Here is an 18,297-nt window from a genome sequence, read left to right as displayed (position 1 = left end):
CGGCGTTGAACACGCCGCTGGCAGACAGCAGGAAGGCGGAGGAGACCGGCATCCTTTATTTGGTCACAGTCTGCTATGTGCCAAGAGCGGACCTTAGGCCTCAGTAATTTGGTTAGCACAACCCCTTTGATAAACATACAGCTACAGTATTGCTTTTATAAGGAGCGTAGTTTCAATAGGACACCCCAAACGTTAGTCGGGAAAAGCCGACTGAAAAAAAACTTGTGTGGACAAGTAGTGTCCATTTAATGCCATTTTTAGATTAAAATGTGCCATTTTGAGGGTATTCTTAAACGTGCATAACGTTCTGATTTATCATACACAGAGCCTTATCATTTGAAACCATTCCGATGTACATCAAACAATGATTACAAGAGAAATTATGACACCGCCAACCAAAATTGATACATCAAGTCTACTTACCATATTGGGCGTTATTGCTGCTGTATGGGCCCTTATTACGCCAAACGCTCGACTACGTTTAAGGTTCTGCCTAGCGTGGTGGGATTGGTTAATTGTTGGGTTTGCATTCTTACTAAGCAATTATTTGGTGTTTGCACCGGCTTTAAAATCACTAGACTTATATTTTAGCTTTGGCCCCTGGAAATGGGGATTAGATAGTTCAAGTGCCGTATACCTGATATCACTCGCAGTTGCTATTTACATTTTATTTCGCTTAAAAAACCCTAAACTCTCAATTGGAAGAACAGGGATATTTCGAGAGTTAGTGGAAAATTTGCACCTTACTAAACGATACGACGATCTGGCACAATTGTTGGCACCTCAACTAGAAAAATTAATATCAATAATTGATAGACCTGTGAAGAATCGACTTTGTGATAAGATAGCTAACAATCTCCGCATCTCTAATCGCGAGACAGCTGCTGAACATGCACATGAAGCTTTGTTAAATATTGTCTCATCACCTGAACTTACCAATCACTTTGCACTTGCGCACCCATCCCTCTGCCTTGAGTTAATCAAGATCGAGCCAATAGTTCGTTCTGACTTTACTTCTAATTTTATCAGTGCATTACTTGGTTCACCTAACAGTCGTCTATATGTTGAGCTTAAAAATAATCTTAACGTTAGTCGAGGACATCGTTTATTGATTCCAAAAAACAACCGTATATTACATTTTTTCTTTTCCAATGCTAATTTTGCAGCTGATTTAGCAATATACCGTGATATCGGTGACTATCTCTACTGGAGGTTAGATGAAGATGAAAAAATTATTGCTGCACTTAATAAGTCTTTAGGTTCCTATTACGATGCTTCAAAATATAAATGTCCTATTTACTCAGGTGTCACGTTGTTTGAAATTATGGTTCATGAAGGTATTCATCAGGGTCTTCAGGATCATTTATGGTTGCATTACTATTCATATTTTGCAAGGAAAATTATAAAGAATATGAATAGGCAATCGGATGAATATAGTGGTGAATGGGAAACACCTTTTCACTTCCTTCTCTGTCATTTATTTAGCGTCGCTACAGATTGGGCAGAACAATGCGAATGGATAGATGAAAAGGAGATTCCTCAAGAAAATAAAGATATAAATAATTTCGATCTTCATTATATTTCAAAAGAGGCTACCAAATTACTTGGTGCTATGCTGCAGTTGGTTATGCCTAATAAAAAACTCACTTTGAAATCTAGAAAACATATTCTTGATATAGTTGTATCTTGTTATATTAGATTGAAAAGGAATAAAAAATTAAAAGACGTCGCTGACTCATTATTAATTTTTACCACTAGAGGCGAAGGTAATTCAGCACCGCCGCATTATCGTAGAGAACTTCTAGAAATATTCAATACCCTTGATGATTATCGATTAAGAACTGATGCCCCGGAATTCCGAGCAGCTATAGAGTCTGCTATTCAAGCAAGGCCGAATTAGGTAAATCAACCACCTGCATAGCGGGTGGTTTAGACATAGACCTCTAAGTATGCCTGAAAGCAGAGGTACCTCTAAGTTTCGATGTCTAGGTGTTGATCGGCTGTAATCTGGTAACCATGTCAAGCTTAAAATTTTCTCAACATAAACAAGTAGTATTTCAAATATTGAACCATACTGACTCCCCCCACTTTTTATAAGATTATGGAAATTTTTTGTACCAGTAAGTTCGAAAATTAGTGTTGTCACATCAGTCGTTATGAAAAATATTGAACTTCCGCTCCTCGCTCACAGCGGACCCTCAACTCAGCCAGCAATGTCCGCTGCGTGCCAGGAGCGGACGTAGTTTAATCTCTACTATGTTAATAAGTAATGATATTAAATAAACTCATCATTAAGAAAGCCTGTTGATAAAAAGTTCTGAATGTGAAGATAAAAAGAATAACGTGTATCTTCATTTTTTTTCTTCGATGTGTTGAGTTCCGGCTTGAGATTATAAATAAGATGAGACTCTATAAAGTCAAGTAATTCTATAGCTAATGATGTCGGACTAATCCAATCCAGTGAAATATAGTCTTTTCCATCATAAAACCATGGGGTGGCTCTATATATCCTCTTTTTCATATTATTATATTTGGGATCTAGCAACTTTAAGGCAGCCGAGTGACCGCCAATAAACCTTTTGGAGTTAACGGTTTTTCCGACATAAACAATGTGTTCATTGGTATCATCCATATCAGAGCATGATATTAAATAGATTGGTAATGAGGGTTTGGGAGGAATGCCGATTTTTTTTTCGATTATCACCCTCTCCTTTTCATGAATAAAAATGGGAAGCTTTCCATTAAATTCACTCTTCACATTCCCCAAGTATGAATCTGTATTTTTCCTAGCTTCATGCAGTCCGACCCAGTTAAGACTATTGACCTGATGGAGAGGACAGCATTCCTGTATTGATAACCAAGTCCCCCAATCACCTGATGGATTATCACTACAGTTTTGGCCCGAAAATCTGTGTGAAAGGAATTTTCTCCCCTCGAACCAGGCTTGCAACGGAATATATATATCTGAAGTGTTCTGCTCGACTTCAATTAATGGACTATTAGTATCCAAATTTATGCCTCCTTTCATTAAGTATTTGCATAAAAATACCTAAAAATAAGAAATTCTTTAATTAAGATTATAAGTTAAATATAAGTGCCAATGAAGCTTTGAATGATTCCGCATCAATAAATTAATTCTAACACAATACCATATAATAACGAAAAATGTCACTACTTGGTCGTTGAGGATATGACATTGCAATTAAAGAGAAAACCTTAACACACTATCTATAACGTCCGTTTCTCGCTCATAAGGGACAACCATACTCAAATTTCCCACATTGCAGGAGATTTGAGTATGAACACGTCACCGTGGAACAAAGACCGTATCATCGGTCAAAAAAGACCACTTCAGATATCTCATATCTGGGGGATCCGAATCCGGCTTGAACTGGAAGGTAAAACGCGCGATTTAGCTCTGTTCAATATGGCCCTGGACAGTAAGCTTCGAGGCTGTGATCTGGTCAAACTCAAAGTATCTGATGTGGCATATGGTAGCTTGGTTTCAAGCAGAGCAACGGTGTTGCAACAGAAAACCGGTAGTCCTGTGCAATTTGAGATAACCAAAGGAACAAGAGAAGCTGTTGCTGCATTGATAAAGCTTGGCAATTTGCACAGTAAAGACTTCTTGTTCCGATCTCGGGTCGGAACTAATCAGCACATATCAACCCGACAATACAACCGAATCTTTCATGGGTGGGTAGAAAAGCTTGGTCTCGAAGATTCACTTTACAGCACACATTCCATGAGAAGAACAAAACCTTACCTGATCTACAAGAAAACCAAGAATCTTCGGGTGATCCAACTTCTGTTGGGCCATAAGAAACTGGAAAGCACAGTCCGTTATCTGGGCATTGAAGTCGATGATGCGTTAGAGATCTCTGAATCGATTGAAGTCTAAGGTTATCAGGGCTGCAACAGCAGCCCTGTGCCAGAAGCGGACGTTCGAATCTTCACTGTTGCACAGCCAGCGCCAGTCGGATCCCAACTGCACTAAAGGCCAGTGCTACACCCCAACGAATGCCGCTCATCACCCTATGATTTCCTAATACATAATGACTAACCGACGAAGCAAAAGCCCCATACAGAGAAAATACAGCAAAAGTCATGGCTGCAAAAATAGCTGACAGAATCAACATACTCTGTGTGGGGTGTACATCCCCGGTGGCGATAAACTGCGGAAGGAATGCCAGGAAAAATAGCGAAAGTTTGGGATTAAGAAGATTGGCAACTATCGCCTGTATTATCAAGGCGCTATGAGATATCTCCGACCCGGGACCGGCTGCGGTTAAAAGTGCCTTATCCCGTAGAGTTTGCCACGCCATAAACAGCATGTAAGCCACACCGGTATACTTCACAATGGAAAATAGTAACGGACTGGCATGTAGCAGGGCGGCAAGGCCTGTAATTGCAGCCAGCATATGAGGCAATACCCCGAGAGTGCATCCGGCAGCAGCAATTATTGCGCTACGTTTTCCCTGCCTAAGACCGGCAGAAAGCGTAATAATGGCGCCAGTACCTGGTGATATAATAATCAGCAGAGATGTCACCAGAAAATCATTATAAAGCATCAAAATCTTACCCCTCATCGGCAGCTGACATAACCGCTCCAGTATTTGATTAAGAGGCTTTCTCTGTCTTGAATAAAATTGCAGCTGCAGTGGCAGCTAGATTTTTGAAATCTGTTTTGCATAACGGCCCGGCGTATAGCCATAGCTGCGAACAAACAGACGAGTCATGTGGCTTTGATCCGCAAACCCCCCCGCAATCGCTGCATCAACAAGGGTCATTCCGCCCAAGATAAGCTTTCGAACCAGGGACAGGCGTCGCTGCAAAAGATAGGCGTGCGGAGTCATTCCACTGTAATGCGCAAAAGCGCGCAAAAACGTAAATTGCCCAAGTCCGGCAATCGCCGCCAGTTCAGTAAGAGATATGGCACTTTCCGGCGCGTCATCCATTTTTTCCTTCGCGTACAACACGCCTTTTATGGGCATTTTCATCTGAAGCCTGGGCATTTGAGCCAATTCTTTAATCAGGACTAACAATGCCTCATCCGAAGCCAGCTTTTCTACATCGCCATTACCCCTAATAATCGATTGATATAACTGGTTAAAAATTTTTGCCATGCCGATATTCGTTGATACAGGCAGAGCAAATTCGCCGCTGGCAAATTTGCCATCGGAAATATCGCTAAAGCAGCGATTCATAAGCTCAGTATCAAAATAAAGCATTCGCCAGGCTCGCGGGCCATCGAGCGGGGTCCCGTCGTGAACTTCCCCCGGGTTAACAGTGATGACATCACCCGCGTTCGACTCGACATATCCTCGCCCACTCAGGGATTTTTGTCCGCCGCTGTCCATCAAACCAATGCCGAACTGGTCGTGAGTATGCCGCCCGAACGAAATATCGCTGTTGGCGTTTACCGCTTCGACACCCGCTACAGTTATGGGAAGAAGCTCAATGGAATGTTGACGCACGATGTCAGCATTTCTCCTGTTGCAATTCGTCGTGCTGCCTGAGTTCATAATCGATAAACGCATCGATCATAGTCCTGTAGACCTTTTCGATAATCCCTGCGGGAAGTCCTATCTCAGTTGCCTGTTTACTTACCTTGTCGATTACCTGCTGGACACGGTCTGGAGCACGCACGGCTGAATGATCACTTTTGAAAGCTGCTGCAGCTTTAACACATTGGCTACGTTGCACGATCATTTTAACCAGTTCACTGTCAATTTGATCGATACGGTTTCTGACATCCTCAATTGAAGAAAAATCCATCTTAACCACCCCTTAACTAGTACGAGAGTACAACAGGATACACAAATTTTGTCTAAATAAATTCTTAATTTGTAAAGTCTGACTGAAAGGACGATATACCGAAGAATTCAATTAAGAATATGCGGTTACTGAGAGTGCGGTAAAAAGAGGGCGAATGTCTGCTCCTCGCTCATAGCGGACATAAGCTTGCGTGTCAGTCCGCTTTGTGCCAGTAGCAGACCCTTCGATTGTGCAGAACTGTGATGAAAGGGAAAAACTCATACCTCTTCCGTTTTGAGTATGCGGATATGATGCGCAGCACCTGCAAAAATGACCGTACATCTGCCTTTGTATCGGGTATTCCCGCAACCGCCCTGTATGTTATGTGCCCCCATAATACCGCAGCGGGAAAACAACAAATCAATTAACTCGCTGTTTTCACCTATTTTTCCGGAAAGAGCAGCCCATCTGAGTAGCAGGTGAGTTCCCCAGTGACGGTCCTCTGTTGGAAGTTCAATGGCCAGCTCATCTGGCAGGGTGTCCCTCAGTCGTGCCAGGATTTTTGGCTGCGAAGAAAGAGAAGCATCCAGGTCTGCCACTGGCAAATGGTCAGGGAATTCGCAGGTATAGACTCTGGGAGTATGAACAGGAAGACGCGATATCATATGAGCGTGGTAATCGGCACCGTCAAAATTATCAATAAACCAGAACGCCAATCCTGTACCTTCGCCTGTACCAAAAAACTGAGGGTCAAAGCTGTCAAAAAACGCGCGTGAACCGTGATAAATTCTCACAATAGCTCCTGTCTGCTACCTGTAAATCAGATCGTTAATAATCTCGTTGATTACTGTTTTGACTACTTTATGTATGCAGGAATCCGCAGCATAAGGCATTAATCAGAGAAATTTTGCTTGAGGTTAAATTGTGATTTACATCACAATTTAAAACCCTATAATCGCCGGAAAATTGAGCGCTTATTTTGACGGCAGGGATGAGATGTCTCCCTGCCGTTTTTTTATGCCGCTTTATCGCGCGGGCGCTGCCCCAATACGACGCAGCGCGTCCTGCACTTCATGTAATCCAAAAATATCATCCGGAGGCGGGGTTTTTCCGGCCAGCTGGCAGAACGTAAAGGCGGCATTGGATGCAGTTAACCGCTCGCGGTGCAGCGCCACCACAACCAGCGTTCGGTCTTCATCTTTCAGTTCTTCGAGTCGCATACTGTTTCCTGTAGGTTGATGTTCATATCATGACCGTCCTTTTGCCGTTTTATTGTCAAAGGCCAGGATAACTCCGAGGCACATCAGACAGGCGTAGGCTATCTGCAGCACAATGGTCACCGGCAGGGGCATCGCATCGACGAGTAATAACGGGACGACCAACGCCACGCCCAGCAGGACCATTCCCCTGCCGGTCTTTTTGACGAGGTCCGCCCACTGGTCCTCTGGAACGTTTCTGGCACGCAGAACATGGCAGATCATGCGTTCAGCATGGTGCTTTACGAGTGACATAATGGATTTACCTTATTTATCCTTCGCGCCACCAAACATGGCCCGGGCATTGCTCAGGGTTTCATTGTCATCTTCCCGGGGCGCGGGCGGTGCACTGCCCTGCCCTTTTGCTGGCGTCTGCGCTGCTGGTCGGCGGTTGCCGAACGCTTTCATTTCTTCCGGGAAAACCGCCTGCATCAGCAGAACCATCTCCTCGAACGTGGTCGATTCATTCAGCTGGGCTGCCAGCAGATGCGGCAGCCTTTCATCCTGTTTTCTCAGGGCAAAGCCGGACAGAAGCGCAGCACGCCAGACGTTCCCCCGCTCACCCTGGGGCAGCCTGTCCGTTTCATCGCAGACGTAGCGCTCAGCAGCGTTGCTTTCGGGGTTCAGGTAAAACGTAATTTTTCTACGGGTGTCCGGTTTATCCATCTCATTAACCAATTGCGAACATGCCATTGACCAGGTCAAACTGGGGATCTTCGCTCAGGTAAAACCTGTCATCGCGCACCCCACAAAATTGTCTGACCGCACTGGCGATGAGTTCGGCACCGCCACCAATTACCATAACATGAGAATAACTTTCAAAGCTCTTCACGGCATCGATCACCCGGTTCACAAGACGGTGATGTGAATCGCGAAGCGCTTCCTGCACGACGGCCAGTCTGGAGGCATCGTTAATGCGCTGCCGCATAAAATTCTCGTCTTCGCGGTGGATGATGAGTTCGTCAGCAAGATAGCTGCTGCCCCGCGTTCTGGCCACTGCCATCGCCGCCCTGACGTCCTGCGTCATCAGTGATACCCCCAGGCCGGAGTCGCCAAAGATACGCGAAATCCCCCGCATTTTGGCCCTGACATGTGAAATATCGAGCGTGGTGCCTCCCAGGTCAACAATGAGCAGTGAGTCAAGGTCGTCCAGTTTGCTCACCACATCAAAGCCTGCCGGAATGGACTCAGGCATGACGCGCACACTGCGAACGGTGAAGGTCAGTCCGTCATTCAGGGTGACCGGCCGCATCAGGTTTTCCTCTTTGCGCCGGATATTCTCAGCACAGGGTTGATTGTCACGGTTGTAATACTCCGCGAGCGGCAGCGTCACGACAATGTCGACCTGCCGGGGTTCAAGTCCGGTCTGCAGCAGCGCATGGTGGACGGCAATGACGTTCACATCACTGTACTGCCATGCAATGTTGGTCGTGACCAGCGCATCGGCGCTGATGGGATCGAAGGTGTAGTGCTCTCCATTGAGCGAATAGTTAAAAACGCGCTGGCCACCAAAGCAAACCGCCCACTCACGCTTGAAACTGTTCGGACTGATCGCCCGATAAACTTTTTCTCCGTCCTGCCACATCAACTTAATGTTGGTTGATCCATCATCGATGAAAATTTTCATATAACCTCACGGTAATTTCAAATACAAAATCAGGTTTTTATTTGAGAAGTATAAGAGAACAATTTGAAATTTACACAGTGCGATGGGATTTATCAAGAATAATTTAGAGAAAAATTAGAGAACAATAAGGGTTGGATGTGGGACGTGTTAAAAAGGGCATTCTGCGCTCGAAGTTGATCGCTTACGGTAAAAATACTACTGTATATAAAAACAGTATAATTAAAGTCGTGAGGGATACATGAAGTTACAGTTGCTTAGGCCGGGGAAAGAGATTCCGCCGCAAACGCATCCTTTTTTTTCAGATCTGGCCAGCTGCGGATTTCCCAGCCCGGCCCAGGATTACGTTGAGTCAGATCTGGATTTGCATGACTACTGCATTCGTCATCCGAGTGCGACCTACTATCTGCGCGCGAGCGGCGACAGCATGTCAGATGGTAGCCTGTTTAACGGGGATCTTCTGGTCGTCGACTGCGCGGAAAAACCTCAGCACGGCGATATTGTTGTGGCCAGCCTGCAGGGTGAATTTACCGTGAAGCGCCTGCTGCTGAGGCCGAGACTGATTCTGCAGCCTATGAACGCCGTCTGGGCACCTATCTACCCCGACCCCAATGAGCTGGAAATTTTCGGCGTGGTGACCCACATCATCCACCGGACACGGGAGATGTACTGATGTTTGCCCTCGCTGATGTGAACAGCTTCTACGCCAGCTGCGAGCGGGTATTTCGCCCGGACCTGAAGGGTAAGCCTGTTGTGGTGCTTAGTAATAACGACGGCTGCGTAATCGCCCGCAGCGCGGAGAGTAAAAAATACGTGCGTATGGGTACCCCGTGGTTCCAGATGAAAAACGAAAGCTATCCGGAGAAAATTTACGCGTTCTCAAGTAATTACGAGCTTTACGCTTCAATGTCGGCCCGCGTAATGAGCTGTCTCGAGGAACTGGCACCTCGCGTGGAACAATACTCAATTGATGAAATGTTTTTATATATCAATGGCATACATAAATATAATAACCTGGAAGATTTCGGTCGGCAACTGCGTGGGCACGTTTATGACTGCACCAGGCTGACGATCGGCGTCGGTATGGGTCCCACTAAAACGCTGGCCAAATCTGCTCAGTGGGCCTCAAAGGAATGGAAACAGTTCAGGGGCGTACTGGCCCTGACCCCGGGTAATCCGGCCAGAACGCGGAAATTGCTCTCCCTGCAACCTGTGGAAGAGATCTGGGGCGTCGGCAACCGTATTGCGAAAAAGCTGCATGTTCTGGGAATCAGGACGGCGCTGGATCTGGCTCTGACGAACCCGACCTTTGTGCGTAAAAATTTCTCTGTTGTGCTGGAAAGAACGGTACGTGAGCTGAACGGTGAGAGCTGTATAGCCCTTGAGGAAGCCCCTCCCACCAAACAGCAAATTGTCTGCAGTCGCAGTTTTGGCGAGAAAATCACGGAAGCGGATTCGCTCCGCCAGGCCATTTGCCAGTATGCGGAACGGGCGGCGGAGAAGCTTCGGGGGGAACACCAGTTCTGCCGGCATATTTCTGTCTTTATCAAAACGTCTCCGTTCACCGTTAAAGAGCCTTACTACGGCAACGTGGCTACGGAGAAACTGCTTACGCCCACTCAGGATACCCGGGACATCATTGCGGCCGCCACAACGGCGCTGGAGCGTATCTGGAAGGATGGCCACCGGTATGCCAAAGCCGGTGTGATGCTGAATGACTTCACAAGTTCAGGCGTGTCACAGCTGCAGCTGTTCGACGAACGTCCGCCCCGACCTCATAGCGCAGAACTGATGAAGGTTCTCGATGGTATTAATCATTCTGGCCTGGGCCATGTCTGGTTTGCCGGACGAGGCATTGAACCATCATGGCAGATGAAACGCGATATGCTGTCCCCTGCGTACACCACCCGCTGGAAAGATATCCCGATAGCAAGGATTAGTTAAATCCTGCTTTTCAGAAAGAGCTAGTAGTGCTCGCCGCAGCCGAACGACAGGGCGAAGCCCGCGAGTGAGCGAGGAAGCACCAAAGAGACGAACTAACAAACATTACTTACGCGCCTTAGCTAGAACATACCCATACAAAGGCTTGACTGACTATAGGTTGGTACCAAAGTCCCAGTTGAGTGGTTAGGATCACAGTCCTAGTTGAGTGGTTAGGACCACGGTCCCAGTTGGGTAGTTGGGACCGTGGTCCCAGTTGGGTAGTTGGGACCACGGTCCCAGTTGAGTGGTTGGGACCACGGTCCCAGTTGAGTGGTTGGGACCACGGTCCCAGTTGAGTGGTTGGGACCGCGGTCCCAGTTGAGTGGTTGGGACCACGGTCCCAGTTGAGTGGTTGGGACCACGGTCATGAGGATCGTAAATTAGAAAGATAGTTATGAATAATTACTTTTTTACTTAATAGCCAAATGCTCAAGCATTTCTTCAAACTTCCCAATGTCTTTTTCTGAAAGCTTAGAGCGATCTAGGCTAATGATTAATTTATTGCCTTTATACTGCGCTGATGCTCCCGGAATGAAAACGCGCTTTTCAGGGGTCTGATTTAATTTTTTGCTGTGATCTTTTAGTAAGGCTGTAAGAAAATGGATTATTTCATCAGCCTCAAGTACTACACCTGCCTTTCTTTTTTCTGAAAGTTCATAAGCCCCTTCGAGGAAACGAGCCTCGTTCTCAGCAAAAATTTTCTGTAAATTTTCACCAGCTCTGGCAGAAAGCTCGCCTGGATGAGAGAAAAGGGCGATGACATCTCTTGGTAACTTAGAGGAACTGATGCATCTGGTTATGATTTTCCTTGAAATATTTTCAGCGTCAGCCAGAGCAGAAATATTCCCATTAAATTCATTTTCTAATCGCTGAGAATATCGCTTACCTCTTTCATAAGCACTTGTCGGTCTATAATCGTTTCCAAGCTTGCATAAAGCATTCATCTGTTCGTCATCAAGGGCACCGACGAGTATGCGATACTCAGTTGATGTAAGAATGGCAGACATGCGACGGCGGCTACCATCGGCAACCTCTATATGTCCCCCGACCTTACGACCAAAAGCCGGATTTTGTTGGCCAGTTAGTAAAAACGATGGTATGAGATCGTCCAATGCCTCCTCTGTTAAAAATGCCTGATCACGTTCATTACCAACCCAGACCTTTGTAGAGTTTGCTACATCTACACCTGGTATAGTTTCAAGAACAAACTTTACATCTCGGCCACACACGGGAAGGGTAATAGTATTACCTTTTGCCATAGCGCCCACTCGAGCAATGAGCGTATCAACCATAGGAGCAGCTGGAGCTGTTGCAGTAGTTGCAGGAGCGACTGAAGGATTAGATTTAGGAATAATAGGTGCACGTTTCATTAACGGATCTCCCAACGTGGTTTAATGAGACGATCAAATATTTCATTACAAACCGGCTCCCAAATTGCGAGTGCATTCCTCCATGCTCCAGTAGAAGAACGCTGATCTATGGCTTGTTCGAACACTGTTCTCATTCGGATCTGTCCTTTACCCACTTCATCCGTTTCACGTACTACGTTCTTAAGAACCATGCTTCCCCATGCATCCCTAATTTGCTCTTCCATCCAGGGCGACTGAGAACCATTATTATTGTTATATTTAGTAAGCAAGATCCTGACATCTGGCTCGAAGCCCTTAAGGTCCACGTTCTTCAGCAGATCCCTGAGCATGTCGAAAAACTGAAGAGCAGAGGTATAGTCAAAGAGTTCCGCGGGAGTAGGGACTAACAATACGTCAGCAGCACAAACAACGTTGATTGTGCCGATACCAAGGTTAGGAGCACTATCGATGACAACCACATCATAATCATGCGCAACCGTTTCGATGGCTAGTCTTAGCATCATATGAGGGTCTGTCGGCAGCTTACCATCGTCGTAACGCCCCATAAGCTCAGTTTCAATACGATGCAATGCGAGACAAGAAGGAATAATATCCAGACCAGGCCAGCAGGTTGGTTTTATGGCATATAAAGCATCATCTCGTTCACCGAGATAAAAGGGGAGGAGCGTATCTTCAGAGTGAATATGTAAATCGGGAACCCAACCGTGATACATCGATGCCGTACCTTGCGGATCGTTACCTTCAACTAACAGTACACGAAGCCCTTTCAAAGCCAGATCCTGAGCAAGATGAACGGAGACAGATGTTTTATAAACCCCACCTTTATGAGCTGCAACACCAATAACCGGAGGCAGGCTTTCATCAGGACGACGGAGACGGGTACCAAACACATCTCGCATATGATTTATTTGTTCAATGGTATAGCCAACACGCTGCTCTACGCGCCCTCGTAATTCCATATCTGGATGAGGCAAGCGCCCTGCTTTTTCAGCGTCACGAATAGCCTGGGATGACACACCGATCAGATCGGCAGCTTCACCAACTCGCCACCGCCGGGTGATTTTCCTTGCTTCAGGGCTATCATCATTAAATTGAGCGATAGCGATGGCTTTCGTCATCTCATGACCAGCGGTAATGCATTGATTTAGCGTATCCATTAATCCCATAAGAAGTTCCTTTCAATTAACTTTGCATCATTCTATTAAATCTTGAGAAAACAAGCAAAGCAACATAAAACATGCAAACTACCTAGAAAAGTGCAAAGCACATCAAATTTTGCAAAGTTGATAACTTATTAAACAGAATCCTTCAACAAAATGAGGTGATTACGATAGTTTTACGATCAGGAGGCCATAGCTAACCATCAACCTCTCAAAAGACAGGGCATCTTTGGTACGTTCAGATTGGTCTTTTCATAAGTTCGACATACGATGTATCGAATAATTAGCACTCACTGCCTTAAAAAGACGAGGTATCCCGGGGTCACTTGTTAAGTCCCATTTCTTGATATGCATCAGACCAGATGTGAGCTATTTTTATGGTCACTTATACGTATCGAGAAGCGCGTTCTGTAAACGCCTTAATCATAAAGGTGGGTCATAGCATGCATAAGGTGTGTTGTAACATGCTATGAAAAAAGATCGTTAAAGGATCTCAAAAAGGTGGGTTGGAACATGTTAAAGGTGGGCAGCGATATGCAAAAGGTGTGTCACAGCATGTAAAGATATCCCAACTGCTCAAAAATCAGCCTAACAAAATACGCTCAAACGCAACTGTGCCACGATACCATGTTATGACACACCTAAAATCATGGTACGACCCGCCAATGCTGAATATCCTGCATAATGCGACCCACCTTCTATGATGCCAATTCTTTAAGTTTTTTGTTTCGCTTATGAATCAACACCGTTAGAGTTCGCCCATCTTTTACAATAGAATATTCAATGTAGCCAATATCTTGTAGTTGCTTAAGTGCAGCCTTGATCAGCCGGTTCTGCTCCTTTACTGGAGAGGTCAGATTTAAACGTTCGATGATGCGATCAAACCGGATTGGGGCAGGGTTATCAGGCAGACTGGCGATATAGGTATAGAGCGTCTGAGCAACCTCTTTACCTTTAAGCATATGATAAGGACGTTTACGCAGAAGGATGTTGTAGTCGATCTGATACAGCTCATGCAAACGCTCATCGGCTTGAAGCGTGATCGTATCGGATTCTCTGGTGTACTTACCGCTCTTAAGAAGCTGAGTGAAAAATTTATCTCCAGTTTTCTTGCTGTTAAACTGAACTGTCTTGGTACCGATCCTGGTAAGTGCATCGAAGATGGTGTCACGCAGGCGCTTGTTAAACTGACGAGAGTCGTACTGACACAATGCGGCGAACTCAGTGAAAGGCAGCTCGATAGTGTTCGATTTCAAACCGTATTTACTGAAGGCACCAATAATGCCCATCCAGACACTAAAGTCCGTTGATATGTTAAGTCGCTCACCAAAGATCCTGACTTCGTCATAACCTTCCTTACGGGCGAATTCAAGCTGAGAAAATGAAGAAGAAACATCAATACCGGACTTCTGCCCCTTGGGTATTGCTCTGCTGCCAGGAACAAAGACACCCAAGCGCAGTAGAATAGCTGGTTGCACTGAAGAATTACTTGTGACTGTTAATTGATGTACCTCTCCTTCATTTGTAATTTGAGAGGGGATAAAATTGTTATCAGTCATAGAGTTATGCCACTTAAGTAGGAATCCATTCAAGGTTATCCACAAAGGGTGAATAGTTCGGTATTTCACATGCTATGACACACCATTTTGCATGTTATGACACACTAAGTGCATGATGTCACCCACTTTGATCATGGTATGGCACACTAATTACATGTTGTGACACACTTACTGCATAATGTGACACACCCAAATCTTCTGTATGCCTTGTCTGGCATGGTCTGTAGCGATCTGGGATCTGTTTGGAACTGTATGGATCCATTTAGGATCTTCAATAGGATCGTATTATTGGATCTAGCTATGTATATGTTGATAACTTTTAAATCAGAGAGTATGAAAGAGGATAGATAGCATCATGCCAGTGACAGTATTCATGTTGCAGAAAGACATGATTAAATGTTATGACCCAATACATAGAAGTGTGGGCTAAACATAATTGCCTTAGCTTGATCACGTTGATCTGCAAGTGGCTACGCTATCAGTGCACTTGTAATCACCACAACTGCATAGTCCAATGCGAACACACAACGAATATTCGGCTTATCCTGTACATAGCAGATTAATGAGCACGTGGCCGTCTATAGACGCGTCACACTGGCATGCAAAAATACTTTCTACTTTGGACGTCTTGGCACTATCGGAAAAAGTATCCAGAAAATACTTCTGATGATCGGATTTATTTTTATTGATTTAATAGCATATCGTGACTCATTTCTGAACAGGGGAGGGGTTAGACAAGTCCACCAAGCGCTTCAGGTTGCAATCTTAATATTAAGATTGGCCTTTCAATAATGCCACCGCCTCGATCCCCGGCATCTGGAACTGAACCCGGTGCCGTGCAGCTACATCCAGTGCGAACACTTTCGTGTACACCTCCGTTGAGCTTAGCGATTTATGTCCCATCAGGCTCTGTAGTACCTTCAGTGGAATACCTGCATACAGCATGTGCATAGCGTAGGAGTGGCGGAACGTGTGCGGCGTGACCGGTATGGAGAACATTACTCCATCGGCAGCGGCCGATTCTACCGCTTCATTCAGCCAGGTCCGGACCGTGCGGTCAGTGATCTCCCAGATGCGCGCTTTTTCGTTTCTGCCGGTGCGTTTATTACGGCGCTCCAGCGGAACTTTCAGGGTGGCCACCATCATCTGCAGCTGGCTGACGTACTGATGATCTGACAGCGGCACCAGGCGATGCGCCTGGCTTCTGGCTGGCGCCCGACCAGCCGTCCGCGCGGCTTTCTCCGCACGCTGTTTCAGGGTTGCCAGCTGTAAGAACGGCAGTGATGACGTCAGCGAAAAATCGGCCCGGGTGAGCGCCAGCGCCTCGTTGATTCGGGCACCGGTATTCCACAGTGTGGCCAGAAGCATTTTGCGGTGCAAATCAGGCACGTAATGGAGCAGGGCGCTGACCTCCGGTGCCAGCAGATACCTCGGCATTTCTTCATGCACCAGTGCCATCTGGCGCAGCGCCAGTGCGGACGGATAATCGATGGCGACGGGTAACGAGGCCGCCTGCGACGGGAGGGCGGGAAAGTTATTCATGGTCACTTGGTTATCCTTCATGATCGTCCGTGTGGGTGTTCTTTTGCTGGGCATTCCTGGGAGCATAATGTCGCTTTACCTGATGAACGAGCAAGGACAGCAGCGTAAACGGGGCGCGGATGGCCCGGATAATCAGCTTATGGGGCTGCCAGCGGGTGAGACGAGCTATCTCATCATCTTTGCCCTTAAGCGTACGTGATTTTGCCTCCATATCCAGCCTGTACCTGTCGTTGTCCTCAACAAGTGAAAGCACCCCCCTGTGCAGCAGGACGACATCCGGTTTCGCACGGCTGCCTGCCGGCAGCTTCAGTTCATTAACCGTCAGGGGAAGCGACATTCTGCTGCCGGGCGGAAAGCGGAACCCCATACCGTGCCAGAAACGGTCACGCCGGGCGTGGTTTACTGCATCTACTTCGTCGCCCGGGTTAGTCCTGATTGTTTTCACCGGCGTATCAGGCGGCAGGGTTTTTGCCCAGCTGACCAGCTGCTGCATGCACCACGAACCGAGTCCGCGGCCCTGCAGTTCATCCTCCAGAATAACGTAACCGTTGGTCAGATCCAGCTCAGCAGTATTGGTATAGGGGCTGACGTTGAAGCTGGCCGGAAAGGATAATGTACCGCCGTGCCAGAAGAGTTTCAGCTCACATACCCGGCTCTTCAGATGACGCGGACCGCGATTCTCTATGCCCGCAGGTAAATACTCATCTGAGATGATCCTGATGGCCACAAGAGTCAGGGGCCGGGGATAGCATGCCCCGTCCTGCTGTTTTGGCAGGGTAATCAGCCAGGCGTTTTCGTCTTCGCGGTAACGCGTTGTTGCGGAAATGTGCTCAGTCATGGTCAGCGATGATCCCGATAGTCACTGAAGGTGGTGGATGACAGCAATGAAGGTCACCGGCCAGGGGACGGCGGCCCGGGATGAATCCTTAATGGGCCTGCCACGGCGAGAAGTCGGGCAGTGTGCCCACGACACGGTATTTGCCCGGATATTGCAGCTGGCTGCCGCCGCGCGTCCATACCCTTACCACAAAGTCTCCGCCCTGTTCTGCTTCCGTCTGCAGGCGATCGGACTGCTCCAGAAGGATGTGCACCACGAACGGTGTATCGCTGCCGTCTTCAAAAAGGAGTTCCAGCGCGGCACGGCCTTCAGGAGCGCTTCAGATGCATCCGGAACCAGTAAGCGAGCGGCACCGGCGTTCCAGCTCAGAAAAAGATACCCGGCTCTGGCCTGCTCTGACTGCCAGTAGTCCGTGTGTTTAATAGCCTGTCCTTCATTCACTACAGAAATCATGTCTGAAAACCCTTTTAATAATGTCAGAGGGTGAAATCATTATTTTAAGGTTAGCTGCGTCTTTGTTTTCGTTCATGACGCAGAACACGCAGCATTACAGGTTGCGCTGACCAGGCTGACTTATTGAGACGGGAGCGCGGCAGTTTGCAGAGTCTGCGCAGGAGTCTGGCAAGGTGTATAGCTTTCAGCCCCATCCGTGAAGACTCATACTGCCGTGCACTGAAGTAATATTCGCGATCCGGAGGCCACGAATTTTCCCAGCCATCTTCGATTGCCCGCATTGCCTCATTGCGCATTACCGGCAGCTCCCGGATACGATACATGAGATCTGCCGGTAGGCTCCGCCAGTCACCGGACACCGTTTCAAAATTAAGTGGGACGGGAAAACTTATTTTAGACACGCGCTCAGCTTGTCGGTTAGGCTCATAAAACAGCTCACCGTCATCACTGGCAACAGCTGCACAGTCTTCAGCATACTGCTCCAGGAGAGTAATCAGTTCCGTCGCGATAAACAGCCGCTCCCGTTCCAACTTATCGTCTGACACCTGTCTTTCACGCTGGAGCGTGAACCGGTGCGTCAGCCAGATACCTGTCAGAGTAATACCGCCGGCCAGCAGACCAGTTATCAGCCCTGTAGCCACGTTTCCCCAAATACCAGTCCCCTGGGTTATCAGCTGCACGGTAACCGGATGGGATATAGCAGTAGCTACGCTATCTGCCGTGGCCTGAATATCTTCCATTGATCTTTTACCTCT

The 18,297-nt window shown here is 46.9% G+C and carries 19 protein-coding genes and 1 pseudogene; 4 read left to right on the top strand and 16 right to left on the bottom strand.

Annotated features, from left to right (window positions below; translation table 11 throughout):
* Window positions 1-382: 382 nt before the first annotated feature.
* Window positions 383-1,900, top strand: coding sequence for a hypothetical protein (locus tag M8318_RS03100; RefSeq protein WP_262660929.1), 1,518 nt, complete (start codon window positions 383-385; stop codon window positions 1,898-1,900).
* A gap of 375 nt (window positions 1,901-2,275) precedes the next feature.
* On the opposite strand, the gene M8318_RS03095 is transcribed toward M8318_RS03100, so the two are convergent.
* A complete protein-coding gene (locus M8318_RS03095; RefSeq protein WP_262660928.1) occupies window positions 2,276-3,010 on the bottom strand; it encodes a hypothetical protein in 735 nt (244 codons plus the stop codon).
* Between the two features lie 288 nt (window positions 3,011-3,298).
* On the opposite strand from M8318_RS03095, the gene M8318_RS03090 reads away from it, so the two are divergent.
* Window positions 3,299-3,901 (top strand): site-specific integrase, encoded by a 603-nt coding sequence (locus tag M8318_RS03090; protein WP_110277576.1) that lies wholly within the window; start codon window positions 3,299-3,301, stop codon window positions 3,899-3,901.
* Between the two features lie 52 nt (window positions 3,902-3,953).
* Here the strand turns inward: M8318_RS03090 and M8318_RS03085 are convergent, their stop codons facing one another.
* The 8 genes from M8318_RS03085 to M8318_RS03050 all read right to left on the bottom strand — a co-directional run bounded on the left by M8318_RS03085 (window position 3,954) and on the right by M8318_RS03050 (window position 8,640).
* Window positions 3,954-4,571, bottom strand: a complete 618-nt coding sequence (locus tag M8318_RS03085; protein ID WP_262660927.1) for a LysE family translocator — start codon at window positions 4,569-4,571, stop codon at window positions 3,954-3,956.
* 96 nt (window positions 4,572-4,667) lie between these two features.
* Window positions 4,668-5,540 carry an AraC family transcriptional regulator gene (locus M8318_RS03080; protein ID WP_262660926.1) on the bottom strand — a complete coding sequence of 291 codons (873 nt, stop codon included), beginning with the start codon at window positions 5,538-5,540 and terminating at the stop codon, window positions 4,668-4,670.
* Window positions 5,482-5,778, bottom strand: coding sequence for a chorismate mutase (locus M8318_RS03075; RefSeq protein ID WP_262660925.1), 297 nt, complete (start codon window positions 5,776-5,778; stop codon window positions 5,482-5,484). The genes M8318_RS03080 and M8318_RS03075 overlap by 59 nt, the downstream gene beginning before the upstream one ends.
* Before the next feature lie 257 nt (window positions 5,779-6,035).
* The gene (locus M8318_RS03070) at window positions 6,036-6,551 is read right to left on the bottom strand and encodes a hypothetical protein (protein WP_262660924.1); all 516 of its coding nucleotides are present in this window, start codon (window positions 6,549-6,551) and stop codon (window positions 6,036-6,038) included.
* A 231-nt stretch (window positions 6,552-6,782) separates the two neighbouring features.
* On the bottom strand, window positions 6,783-6,977 hold the full coding sequence (locus M8318_RS03065; RefSeq protein ID WP_262660923.1) for a hypothetical protein: 195 nt from the start codon (window positions 6,975-6,977) through the stop codon (window positions 6,783-6,785).
* A 27-nt stretch (window positions 6,978-7,004) separates the two neighbouring features.
* On the bottom strand, window positions 7,005-7,268 hold the full coding sequence (locus tag M8318_RS03060; RefSeq protein ID WP_262660922.1) for a hypothetical protein: 264 nt from the start codon (window positions 7,266-7,268) through the stop codon (window positions 7,005-7,007).
* A 12-nt stretch (window positions 7,269-7,280) separates the two neighbouring features.
* Window positions 7,281-7,679, bottom strand: a complete 399-nt coding sequence (locus M8318_RS03055; RefSeq protein WP_262660921.1) for a plasmid partitioning/stability family protein — start codon at window positions 7,677-7,679, stop codon at window positions 7,281-7,283.
* A gap of 4 nt (window positions 7,680-7,683) precedes the next feature.
* The gene (locus tag M8318_RS03050; RefSeq protein WP_262660920.1) at window positions 7,684-8,640 is read right to left on the bottom strand and encodes a plasmid segregation protein ParM; all 957 of its coding nucleotides are present in this window, start codon (window positions 8,638-8,640) and stop codon (window positions 7,684-7,686) included.
* 238 nt (window positions 8,641-8,878) lie between these two features.
* Between M8318_RS03050 and umuD the strand changes: the two genes are divergently transcribed.
* Window positions 8,879-9,310 (top strand): translesion error-prone DNA polymerase V autoproteolytic subunit, encoded by a 432-nt coding sequence (gene umuD / locus M8318_RS03045; RefSeq protein ID WP_262660919.1) that lies wholly within the window; start codon window positions 8,879-8,881, stop codon window positions 9,308-9,310.
* Window positions 9,310-10,581 carry a Y-family DNA polymerase gene (locus M8318_RS03040; RefSeq protein WP_262660918.1) on the top strand — a complete coding sequence of 424 codons (1,272 nt, stop codon included), beginning with the start codon at window positions 9,310-9,312 and terminating at the stop codon, window positions 10,579-10,581. Before umuD ends, M8318_RS03040 begins: the two co-directional genes overlap by 1 nt.
* Window positions 10,582-11,030: 449 nt before the next feature.
* On the opposite strand, the gene M8318_RS03035 is transcribed toward M8318_RS03040, so the two are convergent.
* The 7 genes and pseudogenes from M8318_RS03035 to M8318_RS03005 form a co-directional block, all read right to left on the bottom strand.
* Entirely contained in the window at window positions 11,031-11,990 is a 960-nt protein-coding gene (locus M8318_RS03035; RefSeq protein ID WP_148569872.1) for a ParB/RepB/Spo0J family plasmid partition protein, read from the bottom strand.
* Window positions 11,990-13,156 (bottom strand): plasmid-partitioning protein SopA, encoded by a 1,167-nt coding sequence (sopA, locus tag M8318_RS03030; RefSeq protein ID WP_148569871.1) that lies wholly within the window; start codon window positions 13,154-13,156, stop codon window positions 11,990-11,992. Before sopA ends, M8318_RS03035 begins: the two co-directional genes overlap by 1 nt.
* 692 nt (window positions 13,157-13,848) lie before the next feature.
* Window positions 13,849-14,709 carry a RepB family plasmid replication initiator protein gene (locus tag M8318_RS03025; protein WP_148569870.1) on the bottom strand — a complete coding sequence of 287 codons (861 nt, stop codon included), beginning with the start codon at window positions 14,707-14,709 and terminating at the stop codon, window positions 13,849-13,851.
* 771 nt (window positions 14,710-15,480) lie between these two features.
* The gene (locus M8318_RS03020; protein WP_148569869.1) at window positions 15,481-16,272 is read right to left on the bottom strand and encodes a site-specific integrase; all 792 of its coding nucleotides are present in this window, start codon (window positions 16,270-16,272) and stop codon (window positions 15,481-15,483) included.
* A complete protein-coding gene (locus tag M8318_RS03015) occupies window positions 16,262-17,089 on the bottom strand; it encodes a dihydroxy-acid dehydratase (protein WP_148569868.1) in 828 nt (275 codons plus the stop codon). Before M8318_RS03015 ends, M8318_RS03020 begins: the two co-directional genes overlap by 11 nt.
* Window positions 17,090-17,177: 88 nt before the next feature.
* Window positions 17,178-17,542, bottom strand: a pseudogene (locus M8318_RS03010) (hypothetical protein).
* A 50-nt stretch (window positions 17,543-17,592) separates the two neighbouring features.
* On the bottom strand, window positions 17,593-18,282 hold the full coding sequence (locus M8318_RS03005) for a hypothetical protein (RefSeq protein ID WP_148569867.1): 690 nt from the start codon (window positions 18,280-18,282) through the stop codon (window positions 17,593-17,595).
* Window positions 18,283-18,297 lie beyond the last annotated feature (15 nt).

Source organism: Leclercia tamurae (genome assembly GCF_025566055.1).
Lineage (GTDB): Bacteria > Pseudomonadota > Gammaproteobacteria > Enterobacterales > Enterobacteriaceae > Enterobacter > Enterobacter tamurae.
Note: the sequence above shows the minus strand (reverse complement) of the source record. Positions and strands in the feature narration are given on the sequence as shown.

Bases quoted from the DNA above. Each gene is read 5' to 3' on its own strand.
- M8318_RS03100 (WP_262660929.1), top strand. From the start codon at position 383: ATGACACCGCCAACCAAAATTGATACATCAAGTCTACTTACCATATTG.
- M8318_RS03090 (WP_110277576.1), top strand. From the start codon at position 3,299: ATGAACACGTCACCGTGGAACAAAGACCGTATCATCGGTCAAAAAAGA.
- M8318_RS03085 (WP_262660927.1), bottom strand. From the start codon at position 4,571: ATGCTTTATAATGATTTTCTGGTGACATCTCTGCTGATTATTATATCA.
- M8318_RS03080 (WP_262660926.1), bottom strand. From the start codon at position 5,540: ATGCGTTTATCGATTATGAACTCAGGCAGCACGACGAATTGCAACAGG.
- M8318_RS03075 (WP_262660925.1), bottom strand. From the start codon at position 5,778: ATGGATTTTTCTTCAATTGAGGATGTCAGAAACCGTATCGATCAAATT.
- M8318_RS03065 (WP_262660923.1), bottom strand. From the start codon at position 6,977: ATGCGACTCGAAGAACTGAAAGATGAAGACCGAACGCTGGTTGTGGTG.
- M8318_RS03060 (WP_262660922.1), bottom strand. From the start codon at position 7,268: ATGTCACTCGTAAAGCACCATGCTGAACGCATGATCTGCCATGTTCTG.
- M8318_RS03055 (WP_262660921.1), bottom strand. From the start codon at position 7,679: ATGGATAAACCGGACACCCGTAGAAAAATTACGTTTTACCTGAACCCC.
- M8318_RS03050 (WP_262660920.1), bottom strand. From the start codon at position 8,640: ATGAAAATTTTCATCGATGATGGATCAACCAACATTAAGTTGATGTGG.
- umuD (WP_262660919.1), top strand. From the start codon at position 8,879: ATGAAGTTACAGTTGCTTAGGCCGGGGAAAGAGATTCCGCCGCAAACG.
- M8318_RS03040 (WP_262660918.1), top strand. From the start codon at position 9,310: ATGTTTGCCCTCGCTGATGTGAACAGCTTCTACGCCAGCTGCGAGCGG.
- M8318_RS03035 (WP_148569872.1), bottom strand. From the start codon at position 11,990: ATGAAACGTGCACCTATTATTCCTAAATCTAATCCTTCAGTCGCTCCT.
- sopA (WP_148569871.1), bottom strand. From the start codon at position 13,156: ATGGGATTAATGGATACGCTAAATCAATGCATTACCGCTGGTCATGAG.
- M8318_RS03025 (WP_148569870.1), bottom strand. From the start codon at position 14,709: ATGACTGATAACAATTTTATCCCCTCTCAAATTACAAATGAAGGAGAG.
- M8318_RS03020 (WP_148569869.1), bottom strand. From the start codon at position 16,272: ATGAAGGATAACCAAGTGACCATGAATAACTTTCCCGCCCTCCCGTCG.
- M8318_RS03015 (WP_148569868.1), bottom strand. From the start codon at position 17,089: ATGACTGAGCACATTTCCGCAACAACGCGTTACCGCGAAGACGAAAAC.
- M8318_RS03005 (WP_148569867.1), bottom strand. From the start codon at position 18,282: ATGGAAGATATTCAGGCCACGGCAGATAGCGTAGCTACTGCTATATCC.